The organism is Paenibacillus sp. FSL R5-0486 (genome assembly GCF_037975155.1).
GTDB lineage: Bacteria > Bacillota > Bacilli > Paenibacillales > Paenibacillaceae > Paenibacillus > Paenibacillus amylolyticus.
The window spans coordinates 6,953,704-6,972,771 of the sequence record NZ_CP150237.1 but is presented as its reverse complement, the minus strand read 5'-3'; the positions used below and the strand labels follow the sequence as shown (position 1 = coordinate 6,972,771).

Annotated in this window: 17 protein-coding genes; 8 read left to right on the top strand and 9 right to left on the bottom strand. The window is 47.5% G+C overall.

The genetic code is table 11. The features are described from left to right. The first annotated feature begins 26 nt into the window (after positions 1 to 26). Positions 27 to 782, top strand: coding sequence for a hypothetical protein (locus MKY01_RS30790; RefSeq protein ID WP_282319897.1), 756 nt, complete (start codon positions 27 to 29; stop codon positions 780 to 782). Between the two features lie 646 nt (positions 783 to 1,428). On the opposite strand, the gene MKY01_RS30785 is transcribed toward MKY01_RS30790, so the two are convergent. From MKY01_RS30785 to MKY01_RS30755, 7 genes are all read right to left on the bottom strand, one after another. After that, positions 1,429 to 2,025, bottom strand: a complete 597-nt coding sequence (locus MKY01_RS30785; RefSeq protein ID WP_339287304.1) for an undecaprenyl-diphosphatase — start codon at positions 2,023 to 2,025, stop codon at positions 1,429 to 1,431. A gap of 523 nt (positions 2,026 to 2,548) precedes the next feature. Beyond that, positions 2,549 to 4,444 carry an FtsX-like permease family protein gene (locus MKY01_RS30780; protein WP_339284763.1) on the bottom strand — a complete coding sequence of 632 codons (1,896 nt, stop codon included), beginning with the start codon at positions 4,442 to 4,444 and terminating at the stop codon, positions 2,549 to 2,551. Next, complete coding sequence (locus tag MKY01_RS30775; RefSeq protein ID WP_339284761.1) at positions 4,419 to 5,189, bottom strand: ABC transporter ATP-binding protein; 771 nt, start codon at positions 5,187 to 5,189, stop codon at positions 4,419 to 4,421. The genes MKY01_RS30780 and MKY01_RS30775 overlap by 26 nt, the downstream gene beginning before the upstream one ends. Before the next feature lie 97 nt (positions 5,190 to 5,286). Beyond that, the gene (locus tag MKY01_RS30770) at positions 5,287 to 6,288 is read right to left on the bottom strand and encodes a sensor histidine kinase (RefSeq protein ID WP_339284759.1); all 1,002 of its coding nucleotides are present in this window, start codon (positions 6,286 to 6,288) and stop codon (positions 5,287 to 5,289) included. Further along, a complete protein-coding gene (locus MKY01_RS30765; protein ID WP_282319901.1) occupies positions 6,285 to 6,995 on the bottom strand; it encodes a response regulator transcription factor in 711 nt (236 codons plus the stop codon). The genes MKY01_RS30770 and MKY01_RS30765 overlap by 4 nt, the downstream gene beginning before the upstream one ends. Positions 6,996 to 7,569: 574 nt before the next feature. Beyond that, complete coding sequence (locus MKY01_RS30760) at positions 7,570 to 8,427, bottom strand: aldo/keto reductase (protein WP_339284757.1); 858 nt, start codon at positions 8,425 to 8,427, stop codon at positions 7,570 to 7,572. A gap of 196 nt (positions 8,428 to 8,623) precedes the next feature. Next, positions 8,624 to 9,838: an MFS transporter gene (locus MKY01_RS30755; RefSeq protein WP_339284755.1), complete on the bottom strand. Its 1,215-nt coding sequence runs from the start codon at positions 9,836 to 9,838 to the stop codon at positions 8,624 to 8,626. A gap of 164 nt (positions 9,839 to 10,002) precedes the next feature. Between MKY01_RS30755 and MKY01_RS30750 the strand changes: the two genes are divergently transcribed. From MKY01_RS30750 to MKY01_RS30740, 3 genes are all read left to right on the top strand, one after another. Then, a complete protein-coding gene (locus MKY01_RS30750) occupies positions 10,003 to 10,398 on the top strand; it encodes a winged helix-turn-helix transcriptional regulator (protein ID WP_017691613.1) in 396 nt (131 codons plus the stop codon). Beyond that, complete coding sequence (locus MKY01_RS30745) at positions 10,395 to 11,072, top strand: TIGR00266 family protein (RefSeq protein WP_036612199.1); 678 nt, start codon at positions 10,395 to 10,397, stop codon at positions 11,070 to 11,072. The genes MKY01_RS30750 and MKY01_RS30745 overlap by 4 nt, the downstream gene beginning before the upstream one ends. Positions 11,073 to 11,206: 134 nt before the next feature. Next, on the top strand, positions 11,207 to 11,668 hold the full coding sequence (locus MKY01_RS30740) for a MarR family transcriptional regulator (RefSeq protein ID WP_036612197.1): 462 nt from the start codon (positions 11,207 to 11,209) through the stop codon (positions 11,666 to 11,668). A gap of 144 nt (positions 11,669 to 11,812) precedes the next feature. On the opposite strand, the gene MKY01_RS30735 is transcribed toward MKY01_RS30740, so the two are convergent. Continuing rightward, positions 11,813 to 12,787: an aldo/keto reductase gene (locus MKY01_RS30735; protein ID WP_339287302.1), complete on the bottom strand. Its 975-nt coding sequence runs from the start codon at positions 12,785 to 12,787 to the stop codon at positions 11,813 to 11,815. A gap of 332 nt (positions 12,788 to 13,119) precedes the next feature. Here MKY01_RS30735 and MKY01_RS30730 point away from each other — a divergent pair, with 332 nt between their 5' ends. Together MKY01_RS30730 and MKY01_RS30725 are read left to right on the top strand one after the other, a co-directional pair. After that, positions 13,120 to 14,163: an LCP family protein gene (locus tag MKY01_RS30730; RefSeq protein WP_315370848.1), complete on the top strand. Its 1,044-nt coding sequence runs from the start codon at positions 13,120 to 13,122 to the stop codon at positions 14,161 to 14,163. 189 nt (positions 14,164 to 14,352) lie between these two features. Further along, positions 14,353 to 16,941 carry a DUF2339 domain-containing protein gene (locus tag MKY01_RS30725; RefSeq protein ID WP_339284752.1) on the top strand — a complete coding sequence of 863 codons (2,589 nt, stop codon included), beginning with the start codon at positions 14,353 to 14,355 and terminating at the stop codon, positions 16,939 to 16,941. A gap of 379 nt (positions 16,942 to 17,320) precedes the next feature. Here MKY01_RS30725 and MKY01_RS30720 read toward each other — a convergent pair whose 3' ends face one another. Then, positions 17,321 to 17,476, bottom strand: coding sequence for a hypothetical protein (locus tag MKY01_RS30720; protein WP_165980318.1), 156 nt, complete (start codon positions 17,474 to 17,476; stop codon positions 17,321 to 17,323). Between the two features lie 233 nt (positions 17,477 to 17,709). Here MKY01_RS30720 and MKY01_RS30715 point away from each other — a divergent pair, with 233 nt between their 5' ends. Both MKY01_RS30715 and MKY01_RS30710 read left to right on the top strand, forming a co-directional pair. Further along, complete coding sequence (locus MKY01_RS30715; protein WP_047840896.1) at positions 17,710 to 18,381, top strand: FHA domain-containing protein; 672 nt, start codon at positions 17,710 to 17,712, stop codon at positions 18,379 to 18,381. A gap of 26 nt (positions 18,382 to 18,407) precedes the next feature. Next, positions 18,408 to 18,986: a class I SAM-dependent methyltransferase gene (locus MKY01_RS30710; protein ID WP_339284750.1), complete on the top strand. Its 579-nt coding sequence runs from the start codon at positions 18,408 to 18,410 to the stop codon at positions 18,984 to 18,986. Positions 18,987 to 19,068 lie beyond the last annotated feature (82 nt).

The following is a 19,068-nucleotide window of genomic DNA, read 5'->3' as shown; positions in this document are numbered from 1 at the left end:
AGGTAGGTGGAAAGGGGAATATAGTGTTGAAAAAAGAGTTTGGTGTAGTGATGGTGTTGATTGCCGCATTGCTTTCAGGATGTGAATCAGATAAGCCTGCAATGGTTATGCAAAATACGGGGGAGTCTTCCAGTAAACAAGTAACAGCACAGCCTGAGAAAGAAAATGATTTGAAAATCATTAAGGCATCGCAAAATGAAGAAGTTAAACTCTATAGTATTAAAGAAACGAAGAATGGAATCGAAGGGGTAACCTTAAATATTAGTGGAAGTCAGAAGGACTTTGATTGGAAAATTCCTGATACTGGGACTGAACCGCAGGTATTCTACACTGATCTTACGGGTGATGGTAAGGAAGAAGCCGTAATTATCATCCAAACTGGAAAAGGGACAGGCTTAGATAACTTCGATATTCATGTGGTGAATTCCGAGGACTTAACCGAAATTAAAGTCCAAAGCTATGAGGAGATTGTTGCTGAACAGATTGAAACGCATGTTGCTAAAAAGGGGGACGGTACACTAGCGATTTCGGTTAAAGCGCAAGGAAAAGAACACAATTTCAATTATGGATTTGATCCAGTGCCGGATCACAAGCAAGATAGCCTTGGTTTTGGTGGTGTATACATATATTTTTTGGAGAATCAAAAAATAAAATTAAACCTTGTGGGATCGGTAGGCGTGTCTACCACATATGTGTGTGAATTCAATATCACTTACAAATTTGACAGTGCCGAGAATGAATTTTTTGCGGATCAAATTGAAGTTAAACCTATTGATCTTTGAAGTTAATATAAAAAGTTTGGATAACCTCAATCGTTTGACATAGAGTTCCTGTTTTAAATTTTCTCGATGTGGTCTTACTCCTGTCAAGCTGCCTATATGCAAGCTTAGCATCCTTTATAGGCGTATGGACGAGATCAGCTGCTTTCGGGGGAGGCGGAAGCTTAGTGTTATACTTTTTTTAGTTAATATTTGGAAATATCCTCTTATCCATATCATGGACGCACATTCTATTCATTCATCATGATGATTTAAGTGTCTAGTGGAGCACTTCACAACATAAATCAGAATTAGTTGGCTTACCTATATCGGTAATGATAGCCAACATAACTAGGCTTCTTTTGTACTCCACGCTGAAAGGAACAATCATTCGCAAAATATAGGGATCAAAATCATAAATCCACTTATTACAGACTCGTTAAAAAAGCAGTAGCCAATCTAGGAACCAAGAAGTTCTAGACCTGCTACCGCTTTTTATTGTGCGCTACAAACCACTAAAGATAATATCTGCTTATTTCTCCTTAGTGTACGGAAATCGATGAGTTTACTGGATTTAATTACACAGTGTACGTTTTGCGCATTTTTGTTTAAGACTAGATACATAGCAATTGTTTCGACATATCGTAACAAACCTGGTACTGGCGGGAATTTACATACTACCAGACTTACGTTGGACAGGTAATACGCGCTGTTCCATTTTTTCATATAAAGCCAGAAACCGCCTGATAATCCCAAGCTTTGGTGCCAACCAATAGATGAACAAAGCTGAAATGATGCCAATCAACGTTCCCACTGCGATATCTATTGGATAATGAACTCCAACCCAAACGCGGGAGACAGCACCACAACAAGCCAGAGCCAGCCAGAGCCACCCACCCTTTCTCCGGACAAGCCAGAAGGAGACAGAGATGGAAAAAAACAAAATCGTATGATCGCTCGGAAAAGAATTATCTATATCATGGTTTAGGAGTTTGTTGACATTTGGCAATACCGCGAACGGCTGATAATGCTCATAAAACTTGCCTGCCAATTTACCGATGATCTCTGCCAAAACAAAAGCAAGCCCTGCCTGGATAACCATCATCCGATTCCGGCTGCTGCGGGTGAACCAATAAACAAGCATTGTTAACGCTAGTACATACAGCATATATTCGGCCACAAAGACAGCAGCGGGATTCAGAAAAGTAAACTGTTTGCCCAGATCATTAATCGTCCGGAACATATCAATATCCCATTGAAACAAAATCCCACCTCCACCTGAATTTCCAACTTCCAATGGAGAACTCCAACCAGCCTACCTCAGTGATTATCCAATTTTTTAAAGTAGGCTATTGTTGCCACTAGTCCTAACGGCAGCAACATAAAGAGACACATAGGAATAGAACGAAGGGTATGCAGGAACTCCGCAATCAAATGTACGACTGACTATGGAAAAATCGCTTTATAGTCATAGTTTGCGATACTATATTCCCCATCTCAAACACAACTGTAAAAATAATGGTTTACGCAGTTAGTTTTTTTGCACATATTGTAATAAACATCGTCGGGGCCGACAATAGAAACAGCTAAACAGCTAACTTCACCCAACATAATAGCGATTCTTAGCTGTTAGATGACGCCTCATGGCGTAATCCCGAAAAACAGGAATATCAACATTACAATAATACGTTTACAGGACGTCCTCTATCAGCAATCTGCTATACTCTTCTGTCTCTTTGCATGAAAAGGTCGTACAAATCGTCCCCTTGTAACCGTTCTTTAATACGAGATTATCCGGTTCCACCGGACCGAAGCTGCCGCAAATAGCCGCTGCGGATAACCAGGAAGTACACGATTTGAATGATCGCGAATGCACTCAACACGATTATCGACTCTTTGATGAGCGAAAAATTGAACATGCCCTGCAGTGCCGTCAGTGCCACTGCACCGTGAATGATCGCGATGGCAATCGGCAGGAAGAACAGAATAGCCATCTGGCGAGTGACAATCTTCGACAGCTCATGGCTGGTCAGCCCGAGCTTCATGATTGAAGCGTACTTCGCCTTGTCATCATCCAGATCCGTGTAAAGTCGGAAATAGAGGAAGCTGCCGGACGCCACAAAGAACACCACGCCAATGAACAACCCAACGAACATCACTGCGCTATAGCTCTGAAGCAACTGCTTGATGTGGAACGCCAGTGAGAAGAAGCTATCATTCTTGGAAAGGCCAATCTCACCGTCCAGCTGCTGGCCGACTGCTTCTGTTGCCTCCCAGTCACTGACCGCGAACACATAGTAGCCCTCGGACGATTGCGGCTCCGGCAGCTGCTCGTAGCGGTCATCATTCAAGACATAGTACTTGTTGTACTTCAACATGTACTCCGACATTAAGAAGGAGGCGCTCTGTGTGATCAACAGTGGTTTCCCGCCGCCTTCCACTGCCAGCTCCTGCTCGTCGAAGGATTCTCCTCGTCCGTCTATTGAGTTGTACTGGACGATAGCCGCTTCGTTCGCACCTAGTTTCAACTTCTGATCCCCGGCGACGACGGCAAATGTGTTGTACATTGACTCGCTGATGATCATCACCGTTTCGTTGCTCTCGGCTCGTTTGTAAGAGCGCAGCTCGGTCTGCAGCTTCGTGAAGGGAATTCCCTCCACGAAAAGTTTATGTTCGATCACATCCACCGCCGAGGCGGCCTGTTCTGGAGAGTTCCCCGCATACGAGATATATTCAAAGGCGAACGGTTTTTCAATCGACTCAGTAAGGATCGTCTTGAACCCGACTAGGGCACCGATTGCTGAGAAAGCGACAGTTGACAGGATCGTCACAAGGAAAAAAGTACGGGCATTGTCCTTCATCCGATAAGCAAGATCGTTGAAAAACAACAAGTTCGTTCGTCGCCAGTATAGCCTCCGGTTGTGCTTCAAGCCGCGGATCGCATATACGCTTAATTGAGTGAACAAAAAGTACGTCCCGACGACGACCGCCACTGTCACTGGCAGCAATGCATAAACGACCATCAAGCCTTCGACGACCAGCGACACACCATATCCACAACCGATCAGTGCGAGCGACGCGAGTGACAACCAGATCGAAGCGCGGGGCTCAGGCCGGGGCTTGGTGGATCCTTTGAGTAGGTCAATCAGCTTGTTGCCTCGAAAGAACAGCACCGTGAAAAGCGAGATGCCCAGAAAAAGCAGCATGAACGCGGCAAAGGTCAGAACGAGCGCTCGGTACGGCATGTAGAAGGGGAGCTCTTCCTCCATCCCAATCAGCGACTCCGCCGCAAGCAACAATATCTTGGATAGCACCAGCCCGGACGCGACGCCAGTCAGCGTGGCGCCGAAGCCAATCACAATATTTTCGATAAATACGAGCCTCCGGAGCTGCATATTGGTGATGCCGAACATGACCAGCAATCCGAACTCTCGGCTGCGCGACTTGATAAAAGCGCTCATTGAATAAAGGACAAAGAAGAATGAGAATAGGTAGATGAGCATCTGCGCCACTAGTAATCCGATCGTTACCGGACTGCCGATTTCCCTCGTTGCCAGCCCCGGATGAAAGGCGAAAACGCCATAGACGAAAAACACCATCACCGCAAATGCGCTGCTGAGAAAATACGCTATGTACAAGCGTTTGTTGCGCATGACGTTATTAAACGCGAATTGTTGAAAGGTCATGCGCATTCCCTCCAAGCAGTGACAGTACATCGATGATTTTTTGGAAGAACGCCTGCTGGCTGTCCCCGCGGTGAATCTCGTTGTAAAGTTCACCGTCCTTGATGAACAGCACACGGTGACAGTAGCTGGCCGCCAGCGCGTCATGCGTGACAAGCAGCATTGTCGCCCCTTCCGCCCGGTTGATCGCCGTCAGCGTCTCCATAACGTCCCGAGATGATTTGGAGTCGAGGTTACCTGTCGGTTCATCAGCCAGTAGTAGCTTCGGCTCGTGAATGATTGCCCGGGCGATGGCCGTTCTCTGCGCCTGTCCGCCAGATACTTCATAGGGCCACTTGTCCAGAATGGAGGCGATCCCAAGCCTGTCAGCGATTCTATGCGCCTTCTCCTCCATCGTGCGCACCTTCTCACCTTCCAGCGTCAGTGGCAGCACGATATTTTCTAAAATTGTCAGTGTGTTAAGCAGATTGTAGTCTTGAAAAATAAATCCAAGCTGTTGTCGGCGGAACCGGGCGAGCGCGTTGTGGCCCAATTGGTGTGGGTTCTGGCCGTCGATGAGCACTTCACCGGAAGTCGGATTGTCGATCGTCGCGATCAACTGTAGTAGCGTCGTCTTGCCGCTGCCCGATGGCCCCATAATGCCGACAAACTCGCCCTTCTCGACGCTGAACGATATATCGCCGAGTGCCCGGTGCATGACCTGGCCGCTGTAAATCTTGCCCAGATGAGTTGTTTGCAGAAGTTCCATATCCTCGCTCCTTCATGTAGCTGGTGATTTCTTGTTCTCCACCTCAAGTATACGGCGGGCTCGCCGAGCAAACCAATCGACGAAGATTACATTTAGCTTACATCGATGTAAGCTTGACCGCAGTCAAGAAATAAACCCGCACCCGGGTGCCAACGTCAACGGTAGAATCGATCTCCAGCTCGTGGCCCAGTCGGTTGCAAACTTCTTGCGCCAGATGCAGCCCCATTCCCGTCGACTCCCTGAACTTGCGGCCGCTCTCACCAGTGTAGAACGGCCGAGTCACCCGCTTTAAGTCGGCTAGCGGAATACCGATGCCTTCGTCTGCCACCTCCAGCACCGTCTTCGCGCCTTGCCGCCAGGCGCGAATGGCGACGGTCCGGCCGCAGCCAGCAGAGTATTTGATCGCGTTCGACAGCAATTGGGTCAATACGAACCCGATCCACTTCTCATCGGTCGGCACCGTTAGTTCATCGTCCATCTGAACTTGAGGGTATAGATTATTGACAATGAACAGCCGCTTGTGTTCATTGACTGTTTTTCGCACAACACGCTTAAGTGGCACATGCGCCGCTTGGAAATCATCCTCAAACGTCTCCAACCGGGTCGCGTGCAGTACTGTCTCTAGCCCCCACTGGATTCGGTCTGCTTCGTCGCGGATGTCGACCTGCCGCCGGTCGCTCTCGTTTTCGGTCAGCAGGTGGATAACCGAAAGCGGCGTTTTCATCTGGTGGACCCATTGGGTAATGAATGTCGAATGCTCGCGGCGGCGGCGCTCCATCTCTGTGATACGAGTCATGTACAGTGCATACTGCGCCTGCAGCAGTTGGTCGACTGCCTGCGCGATGGGGGCACTGCTGCCGGAACCAGCCGCAGACTTATCCAGCTCATTTAGCGGCTCCGCAAGCCGATCGTACATCTTGCGATGGCTGATATAGCGCCAACCAGTATAAACTAGCAAGGTGACCATGCCAAGAAATATCGAATAGAGGGCGGTGTACACGTTGCGATAGCCGTCAAGCCAGTAGATCGCCACAACCAGCGTCAACTGAACAAGATGCATAACAAACATGGGCCAATGCTCGCGGATTAGCAACTTCATTTGGGTTCACCCAATTCGTCCGTTTCCAGCACTAGCTTGTATCCGGACCCGCGCACCGTCTCGATACTTCCCGCAACCGCGATCTCCTGAAGTTTCTTGCGGGCACGCGCGATGTTCACGTTCAGTGTGTTCTCGTCCACGAACTGCTGGTCGTCCCACAGTCTATCCAGCAGTGCTTCGCGGGTAACGACCAGCGGGTAGCGTAGAAGCAGCAGGTCCAGCAGATCCGCCTCCTTGCGCGCCAATGCGACAGTCGCGCCCCGCCACTTCAGCTCCAGCCGATCCGGATAGAGGGCGAGCCCGCCTTGCTCGACCATTTTTTCCCGCGCATCCCCCGCATATTCACCGTACACCCGCCGCAACTGGCTGCGCACTTTGGCAATGACCAACTCATGGTGAAACGGCTTGGTCATATAGTCATCGGCTCCGTACTCCAGCGCCATTACCTGATCCATATCGCCTGAGCGGGCGCTGATGAAGATGATCGGACAGGTAGACACTTTGCGGATCTGCCGGCACCAGTAATACCCGTCGTAACTCGGCAGATTGACATCCAGCAGTACAAGATGGGGCTTGTAATGCTGAAACTGCGCCATTATATCTTCAAAATCGTCCGCGTACTGAGCTGTTAAGTTGTACTTTTCCAGACAAGCCTGTAAAAGCGAAGCCAAATTCGGATCGTCCTCCACAATCCATATGCGATACATTGCAACTCTCCTCCTCTGCGTCATCGTGTCCATAAGAAGCACAGCTTGTTTGCTCCACTTGCCCCTGGCGCGGCATACCCGCTCGCAGCCGGGGTAGTGAATGGGGCGACTGTCTCTATATTAACATAAACATAATTGCTGATAATCGTTACAAGCCCATCGAATCTAAGGATAGGAGAACGAACATCATTCGCTATAATGGATATAAATTACTGACGTTAACCTTAAGGATTTGGAAGGCGAGGCAGCTAAAATTCAGCAGATCGTAATAAATGGTGAAACGAAAACCTTCAAATGGGGCAATGTAGCAAATCCCTCCTTTTATCCTCAAATATCGGTCGTTGATTTAGATGCAGATGGGGAAGATGAAGTTGTCATTGTTCTGATCCAAGGCACAGGGAGTGGAGTACATGATTCGAAAGTGCATGTTCGTAGAGCAGACTTTATAGAAATATCGACTTTGATGTGAACCCACGTCAAAAAACCTCCAACTCTCGTACACAATGAGAGTTGGAGGTTTTGCCCTACTTATTCTTTGCTGTAAATCAACCCTGAATCATGTGGACAACTTCTATTAGAAATCGAAGTTGTCCGGGTCAGGTCCAACGCGTACATCTTCGTTCAGAGCACTGATCAGATCCATCTCTTCATTTGAAAGTTCAAAGTCGAAGATGGAGGAATTCTCGATAATCCGGTTTTCCTTGGTGGACTTCGGAATGGTAATGACTCCATTTTGCAGATCCCAACGCAGGATTACTTGTGCAACCGATTTGCCTTTGTCTGAAGCAATCGCCGTGAGCACTGGGTTGTCCAACAGCTGACCTTGCATTAGAGGCGACCAAGCTTCAAGCTGGATACCATGCTTCTCACAGAAAGCCTTAAGCTCAACCTGAGTCAGGCGAGGGTGGTATTCCACCTGATTGACCATCGGTTTCACTTTGGCATCCTGCATCAGGTCTTCGAGATGATGAATCTGGAAGTTGCTTACACCAATAGCTTTAATGCGACCAGCCGCGTACAGTTCCTCGATTGCTTTCCAGGCTGCTTTGTATTTGCCTGCCTTAGGCCAGTGAATCAGATACAGGTCCAGGTATTCCAGTCCCAGTTTGTTCAATGTGGTATCAAAAGCGGCAAGTGTCTCTTCATATCCAAGGTCTGCATTCCATACTTTAGATGTAACAAACAGTTCTTCGCGTTTCAGGTTGTTTTCTTGGAAAGCTTCTGCAATCGCTTGGCCAACACCGGCTTCATTGCCGTATATTGCAGCAGTATCAATGCTGCGGTATCCATGTTTAATCGCATTTTTCACAGCTTCAATCAGTTCAGATCCTTCCTCTACCTTAAATACACCAAGTCCGAACCAAGGCATAGAAACACCGTTATGCAGAGTTACTGTGGATTGTAAATGTTGTGCGGTTTGAGCTGTTGTCATGAGATTTCCTCCTTAAAGTGTGTAAAAATCAGTTATATTAAGCTGGATTTTTGTTGTTTTATCATACAAAATTAAATCATAGTAGATCAAATTGGGTTCAACGTATTATAGTATAATAAAATACCATGTGAAACCGGTTCCCCTCGAAGGCTGGAACTGATATATATAAGAGTGAGACCCATGGTCGGAATGGAAATTAGAACGAAGCTTTCTCCATTTCGACGGATGCATGTTGATCCCTGCTTTCCAGCATTTTAGCCCAAGCGGTCAGGATTACAGCTACGAGAACCATCAAGGCTCCGACCCATGTCGTGTGAATCAAACCGATGGAATCATTGATCACTCCACCCAAATAGGCACCTATAGCGATCCCTGCATTAAATGCGGCGATGTTAAAGGCTGAGGCTACATCCTTGGCCTGTGGTGCATATCGTTCAGCCAAGGTTACAACGTACATCTGAAGACCAGGCACATTCATGAAGGCGAGCAGGCCCATACCCATAATGGTGAGCAGTGCTGCCAACTTAAACGGGACGGTGAAGTACATCACGCCGAGAATGATGGTCTGAATGATGAACATGTAGAAGAGCGCCTTGAGCGGGTTGCGATTGGCTGCTCTGCCACCGATGATGTTGCCAATAGCGATGGCTATTCCGTACAACAATAGGATGAACGCTACTGTTTTCTCGGAATATCCGCTAATATCATGCAACAACGGGGACAGATACGTAAAGACTACAAATGTTCCTCCGTACCCAACAGCAGTGATGGCAAAAGCAAGCAGCAAGCGTCCTCCTGTAACGAGCTTCAGCTGCTCCCGAAATGCCGTTCGTGTTCCTCGCTTCAACGTGGATGGCACGAGTATCAGGTTCCCGATCATCGCAACGATGCCAACCCCAACAATCAGGATAAAGGCAGCGCGCCAGCCCCAATGTTGGCCGATGAGTGTACCGAGAGGTACACCGGTTACTGTGGCAATGGTTAGACCGGAGAACATGATGGCAATGGCACTCGCCCTACGGTTGGCAGGCACCAAATCGGCTGCAATCGTGGAGCCAATGGACATGAACACCCCGTGTGCCAGAGCGGATACTACTCGTGCAATGAGTAACATGGTGATGCCCGTCGATAGTGCAGCCATCGTGTTACCCGCAATGAAGACAATCATGATGGCAAGCAATAGCGTTTTGCGTGATATGGTAGACGTCAGTGAGGTCAGAACAGGAGCCCCAAAGGTAACGCCTAATGCATATAAAGTAACGGTCAGTCCCGCTGTAGTTACGGAAATGCCCAGGTCATCTGCAATGAGGGGCAGTAGCCCAACGCTGATAAACTCTGTGGTACCGATCGCGAATGCACTAATGGCCAGCGCAAGCAATGCCCATGTGCTGCGTTTTGAATCTTGTAACATTTCTTGCTCAACTCCCCAGAATGTAGATTTACGTACCGGCAAATGCTATTATGAGTTATTCGGTATAGATTGAATAGTACGTACTTTTTAGTACCCTACGTACTTTTTGGTGCCTATACAGCATGCGACGGATGTAATTCAATTCATCAGGGAGGAAGCAAGTTATGGTTAGAAAAAAATATAACATCTCGGTTGAAGCTACCTTAGAGGTGATCGGTGGCAAGTGGAAATGCGTCATTCTCTGTCATCTGACACATGGAAAAAGACGAACCAGTGATCTCAAGCGTATTATGCCCGCAATTACACAAAAAATGTTAACACAGCAACTGAGAGAGCTTGAAAACGACGGAATCGTAAACCGCATCGTATATAATCAGGTCCCTCCCAAAGTAGAATACGAATTGAGTGATTACGGGAGAAGTCTTGAACCGATTCTCAATGCGCTCTGCAATTGGGGAGATCAACATATTGTGAAGGAATACGGAGACAAATCAGCAGTTCTGGAAGATAATGGACTCAATGATTTTAACTCTGACAATAGGGAGCTGGTACAACCGTGAACTATGAGATTTTATATGATGGTGCTTTTGCGATGCTCAAAGTACATTTGCAACGGGGAGAGCGGTTCAAGGCCGAGAGTGGTGCGATGGTATCTATGACTCCTACGGTTGAACTGAAGGGTTCAGCAGAAGGCGGGATGTTTGCCGGGTTCGGTCGGATGCTGAGCGGGGAGAAGTTTTTCTTTCAGGAACTGACGGCTACGGGCGGATCGGCAGAGATTCTGCTCTCACCTTCAAGCATGGGCGATGTAGAAGCTGTTGAATTGGACGGTTCCTATTCACTCTATGTGCAGAAAGACGGATTTCTGGCAGGAACCGAGGGCATTCAGGTGAATACCAAAATGCAAAACCTGAAAAAAGGTCTCTTTTCGGGAGAAGGTTTCTTCATTATTGAGATCAGCGGACGTGGAACTGTATTTCTGTCTTCCTATGGTGCCATCCATGCGATTAATCTGGCAGCAGGTGAAGAAATGATCGTCGATAACGCCCATTTGGTGGCATGGCCTCATTATGTAGATTACCGTATTGAGAAAGCTTCACAGGGCTGGTTATCCAGTGTTACAAGTGGAGAAGGACTGGTATGTAGGTTCCGGGGAGAAGGAACTATTCTTATACAGAGCCGCAATCCGCAAGGATTCGGACAATGGGTGAAGCAGTTTATCCCTGCGCGCTAATTATTTTTTTGAGAAAGAACACACAGAGTTGCAACGGATATGTTTCCATCATCGTTATATGAATAATGGATTTACTTCATTGACTGACGGGTATATATTCTGTTGCATAAGGTCGCACATCATGGAGGTATGAGATGACAAGCTCACGGTATAAAAACGCACAAGAAAGTCCGGGATATCTGTTATGGCAGGTTACAGCCATGTGGCAAAAGGAAGTACGCAGGGTGCTGGAGCCCCTCGAACTGACACAACCTCAATTTGTATTATTGCACGCCTGTTTATGGCTCAATGAACACGATGAGGAAGGCAAGGGAGTGACTCAGGTTCAAATTGCTCAGTTTGCCAAGGTGGATGTTAACGTGACTTCTCAGGTTCTACGTGCGCTTGAAAAAAGGGGATTAATTACCCGCGCTCGTCATCAGACAGATACGCGTGCCAATATTATCACAACAACGGAAGAAGGAACCCGATTGGCTGTGGAGGGAATCCATCTGGTCGAGGAATCGGACAAGGCATTTTTCGAAACTTTGGATGAACGTAAGGGAGAGTATTTGGAGATCATGCAGGAGTTTCTTCGCCAAAAAACGGAGAGTTGATCCGTAATATATCTTTTTTTAATGTATTAAACTACAGAATGTAGTGGAACTGGAAAATTTTCTGATTATTAATAATTGTAACACCTCTGTAAAATACAAATAGACCTCCTGACTTCATCTTGTCGGAAGGTCTATTTGGGTTGCTCAATCGATTCGATAGGACGCAAACGGCTCGCGGCGACGGAAAGAGTCACTAATCTGGTCCAGATCGTCCAACAGCTCATCGGGCAGTGACATGTCCAGACTAGCCAGATTATGTTCCAGCTGTTCGGTGCGTGTAGCCCCGACAATCACTGTGGATACAGCTGGACGTGTCAGTAGCCATGCGAGCGACAGCACACTCGGGGAGCATCCATATGAGGCAGCTTTAGCACTCACTTGTTCACTCAGTTGGATATTATGCTCCAGCAGGAAACGGTTGAAAGACGGATCGGTGTCTGCTCTGGAACCAGAAGGCACACGGGTCTGTCCGTTATATTTACCGGTCAGAATACCACCTGCCAGCGGGAAATACGGGATAATGCCTACACCCTGATCGAGACACATTGGTACCAGTTCCAACTCAGGTGTACGGTCTGCCAGGGAATAGCTGGTTTGGGTGGAGATGTAGCGCACATAACCTTTCTGTTCACTGATGCCCAAAGCTTTCATCAGCTCCCAAGCTGCGTAGTTGGAGGCTCCGATGTAACGGACTTTGCCGGAAGTGACCATATCATCCAATGTGCGTAGTGTCTCATCCAGCGGTGTATGCGGATCAAAAGTGTGGATCTGGTACAGATCGACATAATCCGTTTGCAGACGCCGCAGGCTATGTTCCAGCTCTTGTTGCAGATGGTAGCGGGAGGAACCCCGCCCATGAGGACCATCATGCCGGGGTAATCCGGCCTTGGTAGCAAGCACCGCGTTTTCACGTCGACCTGTGAGAGCCTGTCCAATGATGCGTTCCGATTCCGTGCCTGCGTAGATATTGGCGGTATCGATAAAGTTGATGCCCTGATCCATCGCTGCATGAATAATGCGGGTAGAAGCTGCTTCATCCGCGCGTTTGCCAAACGCATTGGTGCCAAGCCCCAGTGCCGACACACGCAAACCACTATTGCCCAAACGTCGATACTCCATCATTCATCGCTCCTTCTCTATTCGTGTTGTAGAGGTAGTTCAAAAAGTCCACTTTTGATTACGAATGATGCCTGGCGGCATCATCAGCATCGAATATGAAATTCAGCCGAATAAGCATATGCTTACGAAGTATGTTTCCTTCGGAAACATTTTAGTTGCTCATGTAGTTTTCCCTACGCTCCGCTACTCCATTTCTAGCTTCATTCCATCTTCTCGGCACTGAAAATCAGACTTTTTGAACATGCATTTGTATAGCAGATTATAACGTAATCTATTGAAAACGTGTTATTAATATAGTTAAATGAATCTAAGAACCCGTTATTAAAGGAGATATGATGGAAAACAGTGCTGCACATTTAACAAGACGGAAGCCGAAGAACCCGAAGAAGAAATGGAAGAAACCATTGATCATCACCCTAAGTGTGCTGCTTGTGTTGGGAGGACTCGGATTTATCTATCGAAAGCAACTCGTCGTGTTTGCCTTTAATTTGTTCGCTTCAGCTACGGTGAGGGAAGCCTTGGATGACTCCTTTGTACCAGCTGGCGATAAGGATGCTCCTGTCGTGGAACATACGGACCCATTCTCGTTGTTACTGCTAGGGATTGACCAACGGGATAACGAACCAAGCCGTTCGGATACCATCATCTATTCCGTCGTGCGTCCAGAAGACAATAAAGTGCTGCTGCTGTCCATTCCACGTGATTCCTATACCGAGATTGTCGGCCGGGATGTGAAGTCAAAGATTAACTCAGCGTATGCCCATGGTGAAGCCAAGATGGCAATGGATACGGTGGAGAATTTGCTGGGGAACAAAGTGAATTTCTATGCCGCGATTAATTTCAACGGGCTCAAGGATATTGTTGATGCGGTTGGTGGTGTGGAACTGCCGATCAAGAAGAACATCGAGAACAAGCTCAAAATTCATGAGAAGCTGTTTGTTGAAGCGAATAAACCAATCTATAGCGGTGAAGAAGCGCTTGGATATGTGCGTTACCGGGAAGATTCCGATTTCAATCGGACGATGCGTCACCGGATTTTCTTAAGTGCCTTCATGAATCGTGCGCTGGAAGTCAAAAATCTGACCAAGATCCCGGACGTAATCCAGATTGCCGGATCGAATTTTACAACCAATATGACCTCGGACTTTATCGTGAAATTTGCCGAGTCCTTATATATGAAAGATAGCATACCAACGATCAGCAATTACATGTTGAAGGGTGAGGGTGCAACGCGCAGTGGCACATGGTACTACGATCTGTCGGAGGACGATCTGCAATATGTGCGTGGCATGATCGCCAGTTGGCTGGACCCGGATGCGACCGAGATAATTGAGCCCGAGTCAGCGGACCAATCGGAGACGAGTGATGCGGCATAAGCATCCATTCTTGTGCAAATGCTCATATGAATATAAGTCCGGAGAAGCAGTTGCTTCCCGGCTTTTTTGCGTTTGAGATCCTGCGGATGAAATAATGCACAGATATATCTAATGTTTAAACCTCTTTTTATGGCATACATATAGTAAAATATAGGGAAAAGATTAAACATCAACCAACGGAGGAAGCTCATGAAGGAGTTTAAGGATCGGCTTCAACAGGTTCAGGAGCAACAGAAACAGCTGGCGAAGGAGTATCACGCCTTGCTCCAGGAGTACCAGTCCGATGACCTGATCGTTCAGAATGAACAGTTACAGGAACAGTATGAAGCTCACAAGCTCAAGCTGCAACAGCTCGAACTTCGCTCACGCAAGATGGAAGAAGAGAATGCACGTCTTCGCATGGCGTTATCCGAACAGATGCTGGATGAGAAGCTGAATCTGATCCGGGTATCGCGGGAGAAGATGGAGACCTATTTTCAAGGGAAAACAGCAGTACATAATGATCGAATTGCATTCCATGAGCATCGAACCAAATCCAATCTAAACGCGCTGTACAACCAGGCAGCACAGGAGTTGCAAGAGGAATCCGATGAGGTGAAGGAGAGGATTGCTTACCTTACGGCAGAGGTGAATGAGCGTATTGAATCGCACAGACGAGCCGTACGGGAGAGAGAAGAGGCTCTGCGTGGGCACATGGAACGTGGATATGAGCATATGGCGGAGGAAGGGTTGAGCGAAGAGACTATTCAACGCCGGATCAAGCAGAATCGCATGGAGATGAAGATTGGACTCAGCTGGATCAACAAAGTAGCCATCTTGCTCCTCATTCTGGGGGTTGGAGCAGCGTTTCAATACTCGTACTCGACCTGGTTTAATGACGAGATGAAGAGCGGAGCATTTTTCCTGCTCGGTGCACTGATGCTCGCTGGAGGAGAGTGGCTGTTCCGCCGCAAAAGGCAGACGTTTGCGATGGGGCTGCTCGGCGGTGGGATATCCGTGTTGTTTGGCTCCGTCTTCTATAGTTACTTTTTACTGCATATTATTGGGTTATATACGGGACTTGCCCTGTCTGTATTGGTATCGGCAATCTCCGTATTGTTGTCCTTGAGATACCAGTCGAAGACCATCTGTTCACTAGGTTTGGTAGGCGGATATCTTCCGCTATTCTCCTACATGTTCTCGTTCGGACTTGAAGGTCCGGCTGTCTATGTAGCCATGATCTACCTGTTGCTCTTAAACGGCATTATTGTGTTCATTTCGTTTGGCAAACGGTGGCCGGTGGTGCACTATATCAGTTTCCTGTTCAATACACCATCCATGCTCATCCTCTTATGGCTGTCGCCAAGTGAGAAGATTGGCATGTTGTATTCCATTGTGACGTTTGCATTATATCTGGGCATTACGCTGGCATATCCGTTCAAACACCGAATGAAGTTAACCTGGTGGGATTTCGCTCTACTCGCCATGAATACGAGCATTAGTTGTCTGATGTTATACGTATTATTTGATGTGGCGGGTTGGAATGATGCTCAGGGCTTGCTGGCGTTAATCTTCTGCGTGGTGTATCTGGGCCTCGCACGATTCGTTCAGCGCCATATGGCTCAGGAGAAACAGACGATTCTGCTCTTTTATGTCACTTCCCTGACATTCGCCATTCTGATTATTCCGTTCCAATTCGGGGCCAAGTGGTTATCGATGGGCTGGTTGATCGAAGGAGTTTTGTTGGTTACGCTTGGACATCTGAAACGGCTCAAGTCGGTGGAACGTGCCGGATGGGGCATTGTTCTTCTATGTCTAATCACTTTTGTGTACTATGATCTGCTGGCGCTATTCTTCATCGGGGAACGTTCTTACTTCATGTTAAAGTACTCCAGTATCACGTTGGGAACCTTGCTTATTACACTGTATTATGCCTGGGCAGTTCACAGCAACTCATCTTCCAGAGAGAGATTCAATTACAGCCCGCTGGAGCTGGGTTTCCTGAACGGATTCAAGTATGTGACACTTGCGAATCTGTGGTTATACGTGCTGTATGAGTCGAATGAATTGTATACCAGAGCTGTCGATGGGACGTTCCTGTTATACATGTTCTACAAGTTACTCATGTTTGCAGCGCTCACCATTGCGTTGGCCTATGGACTGAACAAGGTGAAGCTACTGCGTGATCAATACGTGCAGGTGTATACCACCTTCTTGCATGCTATTGGCTGCTGTATTGCACTGGCCGTAACCTTAACCATGCCAGCGCTTCAGCCGGAAGTTCAGCAGCATACAGCGGCAGAAGTTGTTGGTTTGCTGGTGCTGATTATCTTTAACGTAGGGGTATTCTTTGCAGGAAGGGATCTGCTAATTGCAGGCATCCGCGGGCAGTTCAAGAGCATTGAATGGTACCCGGTTATCGCAGGGGTGTATCTGCTGGGTGTCATCACCGTCTTCCTGACGATTCAGTTCCAATGGGGCGATGTGGGGCTGATGTTCAGCCTGATCTATCTGCTGCTCGCGATTCTCTATATTGCCTATGGATTCCGTAGAAAATATGTCATGATTCGGCGTCTCGGCCTTGGCCTAACGTTGTTCGCTACGGGGAAGATGGTGTTCTATGATGTGGGGATGCTCACCTCGGGCAGCAAAATCTTTGCCTATTTCAGCTTCGGCGTTCTATTGCTTGGGATCTCTTACCTGTATCAGAAGGTGTCCAGCCGGATGGAGGAAGTACAGTCCAGAGTGACAGCGAAGCCTGACGACGAGCCGACTGTGCCGGAGGAAGACCAAGATTAATTTGGGTTTTGAACGACTGTAGTGACCTTTGGGATCATATGGGGAGGGATTCTTAAGATGGGATTCGACCTGAAAGTTATGCTTTGGCAACTGTTATGGCTTGCTGGCCCTATAGCTCTTGTCGTGCATGGCTGGAGGAAATTCGGCGCGAGAAAGAAGCGGCAATGACATGAATGTGGGTGAGATGGCGGGAATGTCTGCTGTCCACTTCACTTCGCTTTGGGAAATAAGTCGTGTAATATAGATTTTTTGGATTAAAATGAGGCTCCGGGCTGCTGTGAACAGCAATCTGGGGCCTTATTGATGTTAGTCTATGGCTTAGCCTAATATGACATTCGTGAAACGTTTTACGCAGAGATCACGTTATAATAGAGTAGACTTAGGGTTGGATCTTCATTTGTAACCATGAGGTTTCGGAAGCCGATGTGCCTTTCAGTGATTCTCCGCCATCATCATTCATACGGGAGAGCACGGTTAATGTCATGGACAGGGCAAAGGCGAGCAACACGTATATGAAAATATTTTTTTTGTTCATAGGAAGGTACCTCTCTTGTTGAATGAGCTAAAGTAGACATCCGGCCGCCATGAGAAAAAAAGCACAACGTCTGGTATAGTAGAGTAAGTAGAACCGAACATAAATCGTTCCTGTATACCACTATATTGAACTATAGCGGTGCAAACAATGGAACAAATCTGATGAATTTATCATTATTGTTATGAAATGTTTATAGAGATCGAGTGAGTGATCATTGAAGGTGGGAGAATAACATGCGGGAGACGGCAAAAATCGTCATTCGTACGCCAGGACAGGAAAGTGACGGCTCATTCGCTTATGTAAGCCAAGGTCGCTCCATTACGGTGGGACGTTACACAGGCGGAAGTGAATTGGACTTGTCTGTTTATAATCAGATGATATCGAAGCGGCATTGCCGCATTCATTATGATGTACAGCAACAGTTATGGATCGAAGATCTGGATAGCAAAAATGGAACCGAACTGAACGGGCAGCGCCTCGTTCCCTATGAGAAATATCCGTTTAGCGAGGGCGATAGCCTGACGTTGGTCAACGGCCTGATCCAGCTTCGCACGGAAGGTGATCTTGGAGAGACGAGGGAATATCGGGTGTCGGACTTGCTGGGTGAGGGCGTACGTTTACTGGATCACCTGCAAACCGTACAAATCGGTGAAGTGGAGATTCCGCTGTCCAAGAAAGAGTATCAGCTGTTCAAGCTGCTGTATAGTCAACTGGACCACTTTGTGACAAGGGAACAAATTGTGGCTCAGGTGTGGCCAGAGCGGAGTATGCTGGAGAGTGAAGCAGTAGGGATCGACGAGATTAACTCGCTAATTTATCGGACGAATCGCAAGCTGGGTGTACACTTTACCATCAAGTCCGTTTATAAAAAAGGTGTATATATGAAGTCTCATGTGCCGGAATGAATGAGTGATAACAAAGGGATGAGTTCATGTTCATCATTTACCTGATTCCATGGCTTATTGCCGTGGTGACATTGATATGTGTCATATCCATCGTACTTGTCAGTTGGAAAAACGGGATTTCCCCGATGCCCACATCCGGCCACGTCAGACAGGTGGTCATTCAAGAGGTGAACCGCATTCCAGGTTACGGGGATGTGCTCGAAGCAGGCTCTGGATGGGGCACACTGGGATTGGATGTTGTAAGGCATTGCCCAGGCAAAAGGCTGACCGGGATTGAGAATTCGAGAATTCCCTTATGGTCTTCCCAAATAATTGCCTATCTCAGTGTTCGCTTACGTCGAGCCAAGGGAAACAAGCTCTCTCTCAAGGGAAGGCTGCGCTTCATGCGCGGAGACATCTACACCAGTTCCTATGAACATGCAGATTGTGTAATTTGTTATCTGTTCCCGGGAGCCATGACCCGGCTTCTGGACAAGTTCAGTCGAGAGCTTCCGCCGGGTGCCAAGGTGATTAGTGTCTGTTTTGCGCTGCCAGGAAAAGAACCGCTACGTACCATTACATGCCGGGATGCTTTACGAACCAAGGTGTATGTGTATGCATTTTGAGGAAAAGAAAGTGTGAATAATAATACTTGTGATCAAGGTTACTTTGGTTTTACAAAGAATCTTGGTTAATGAACCATTTTAT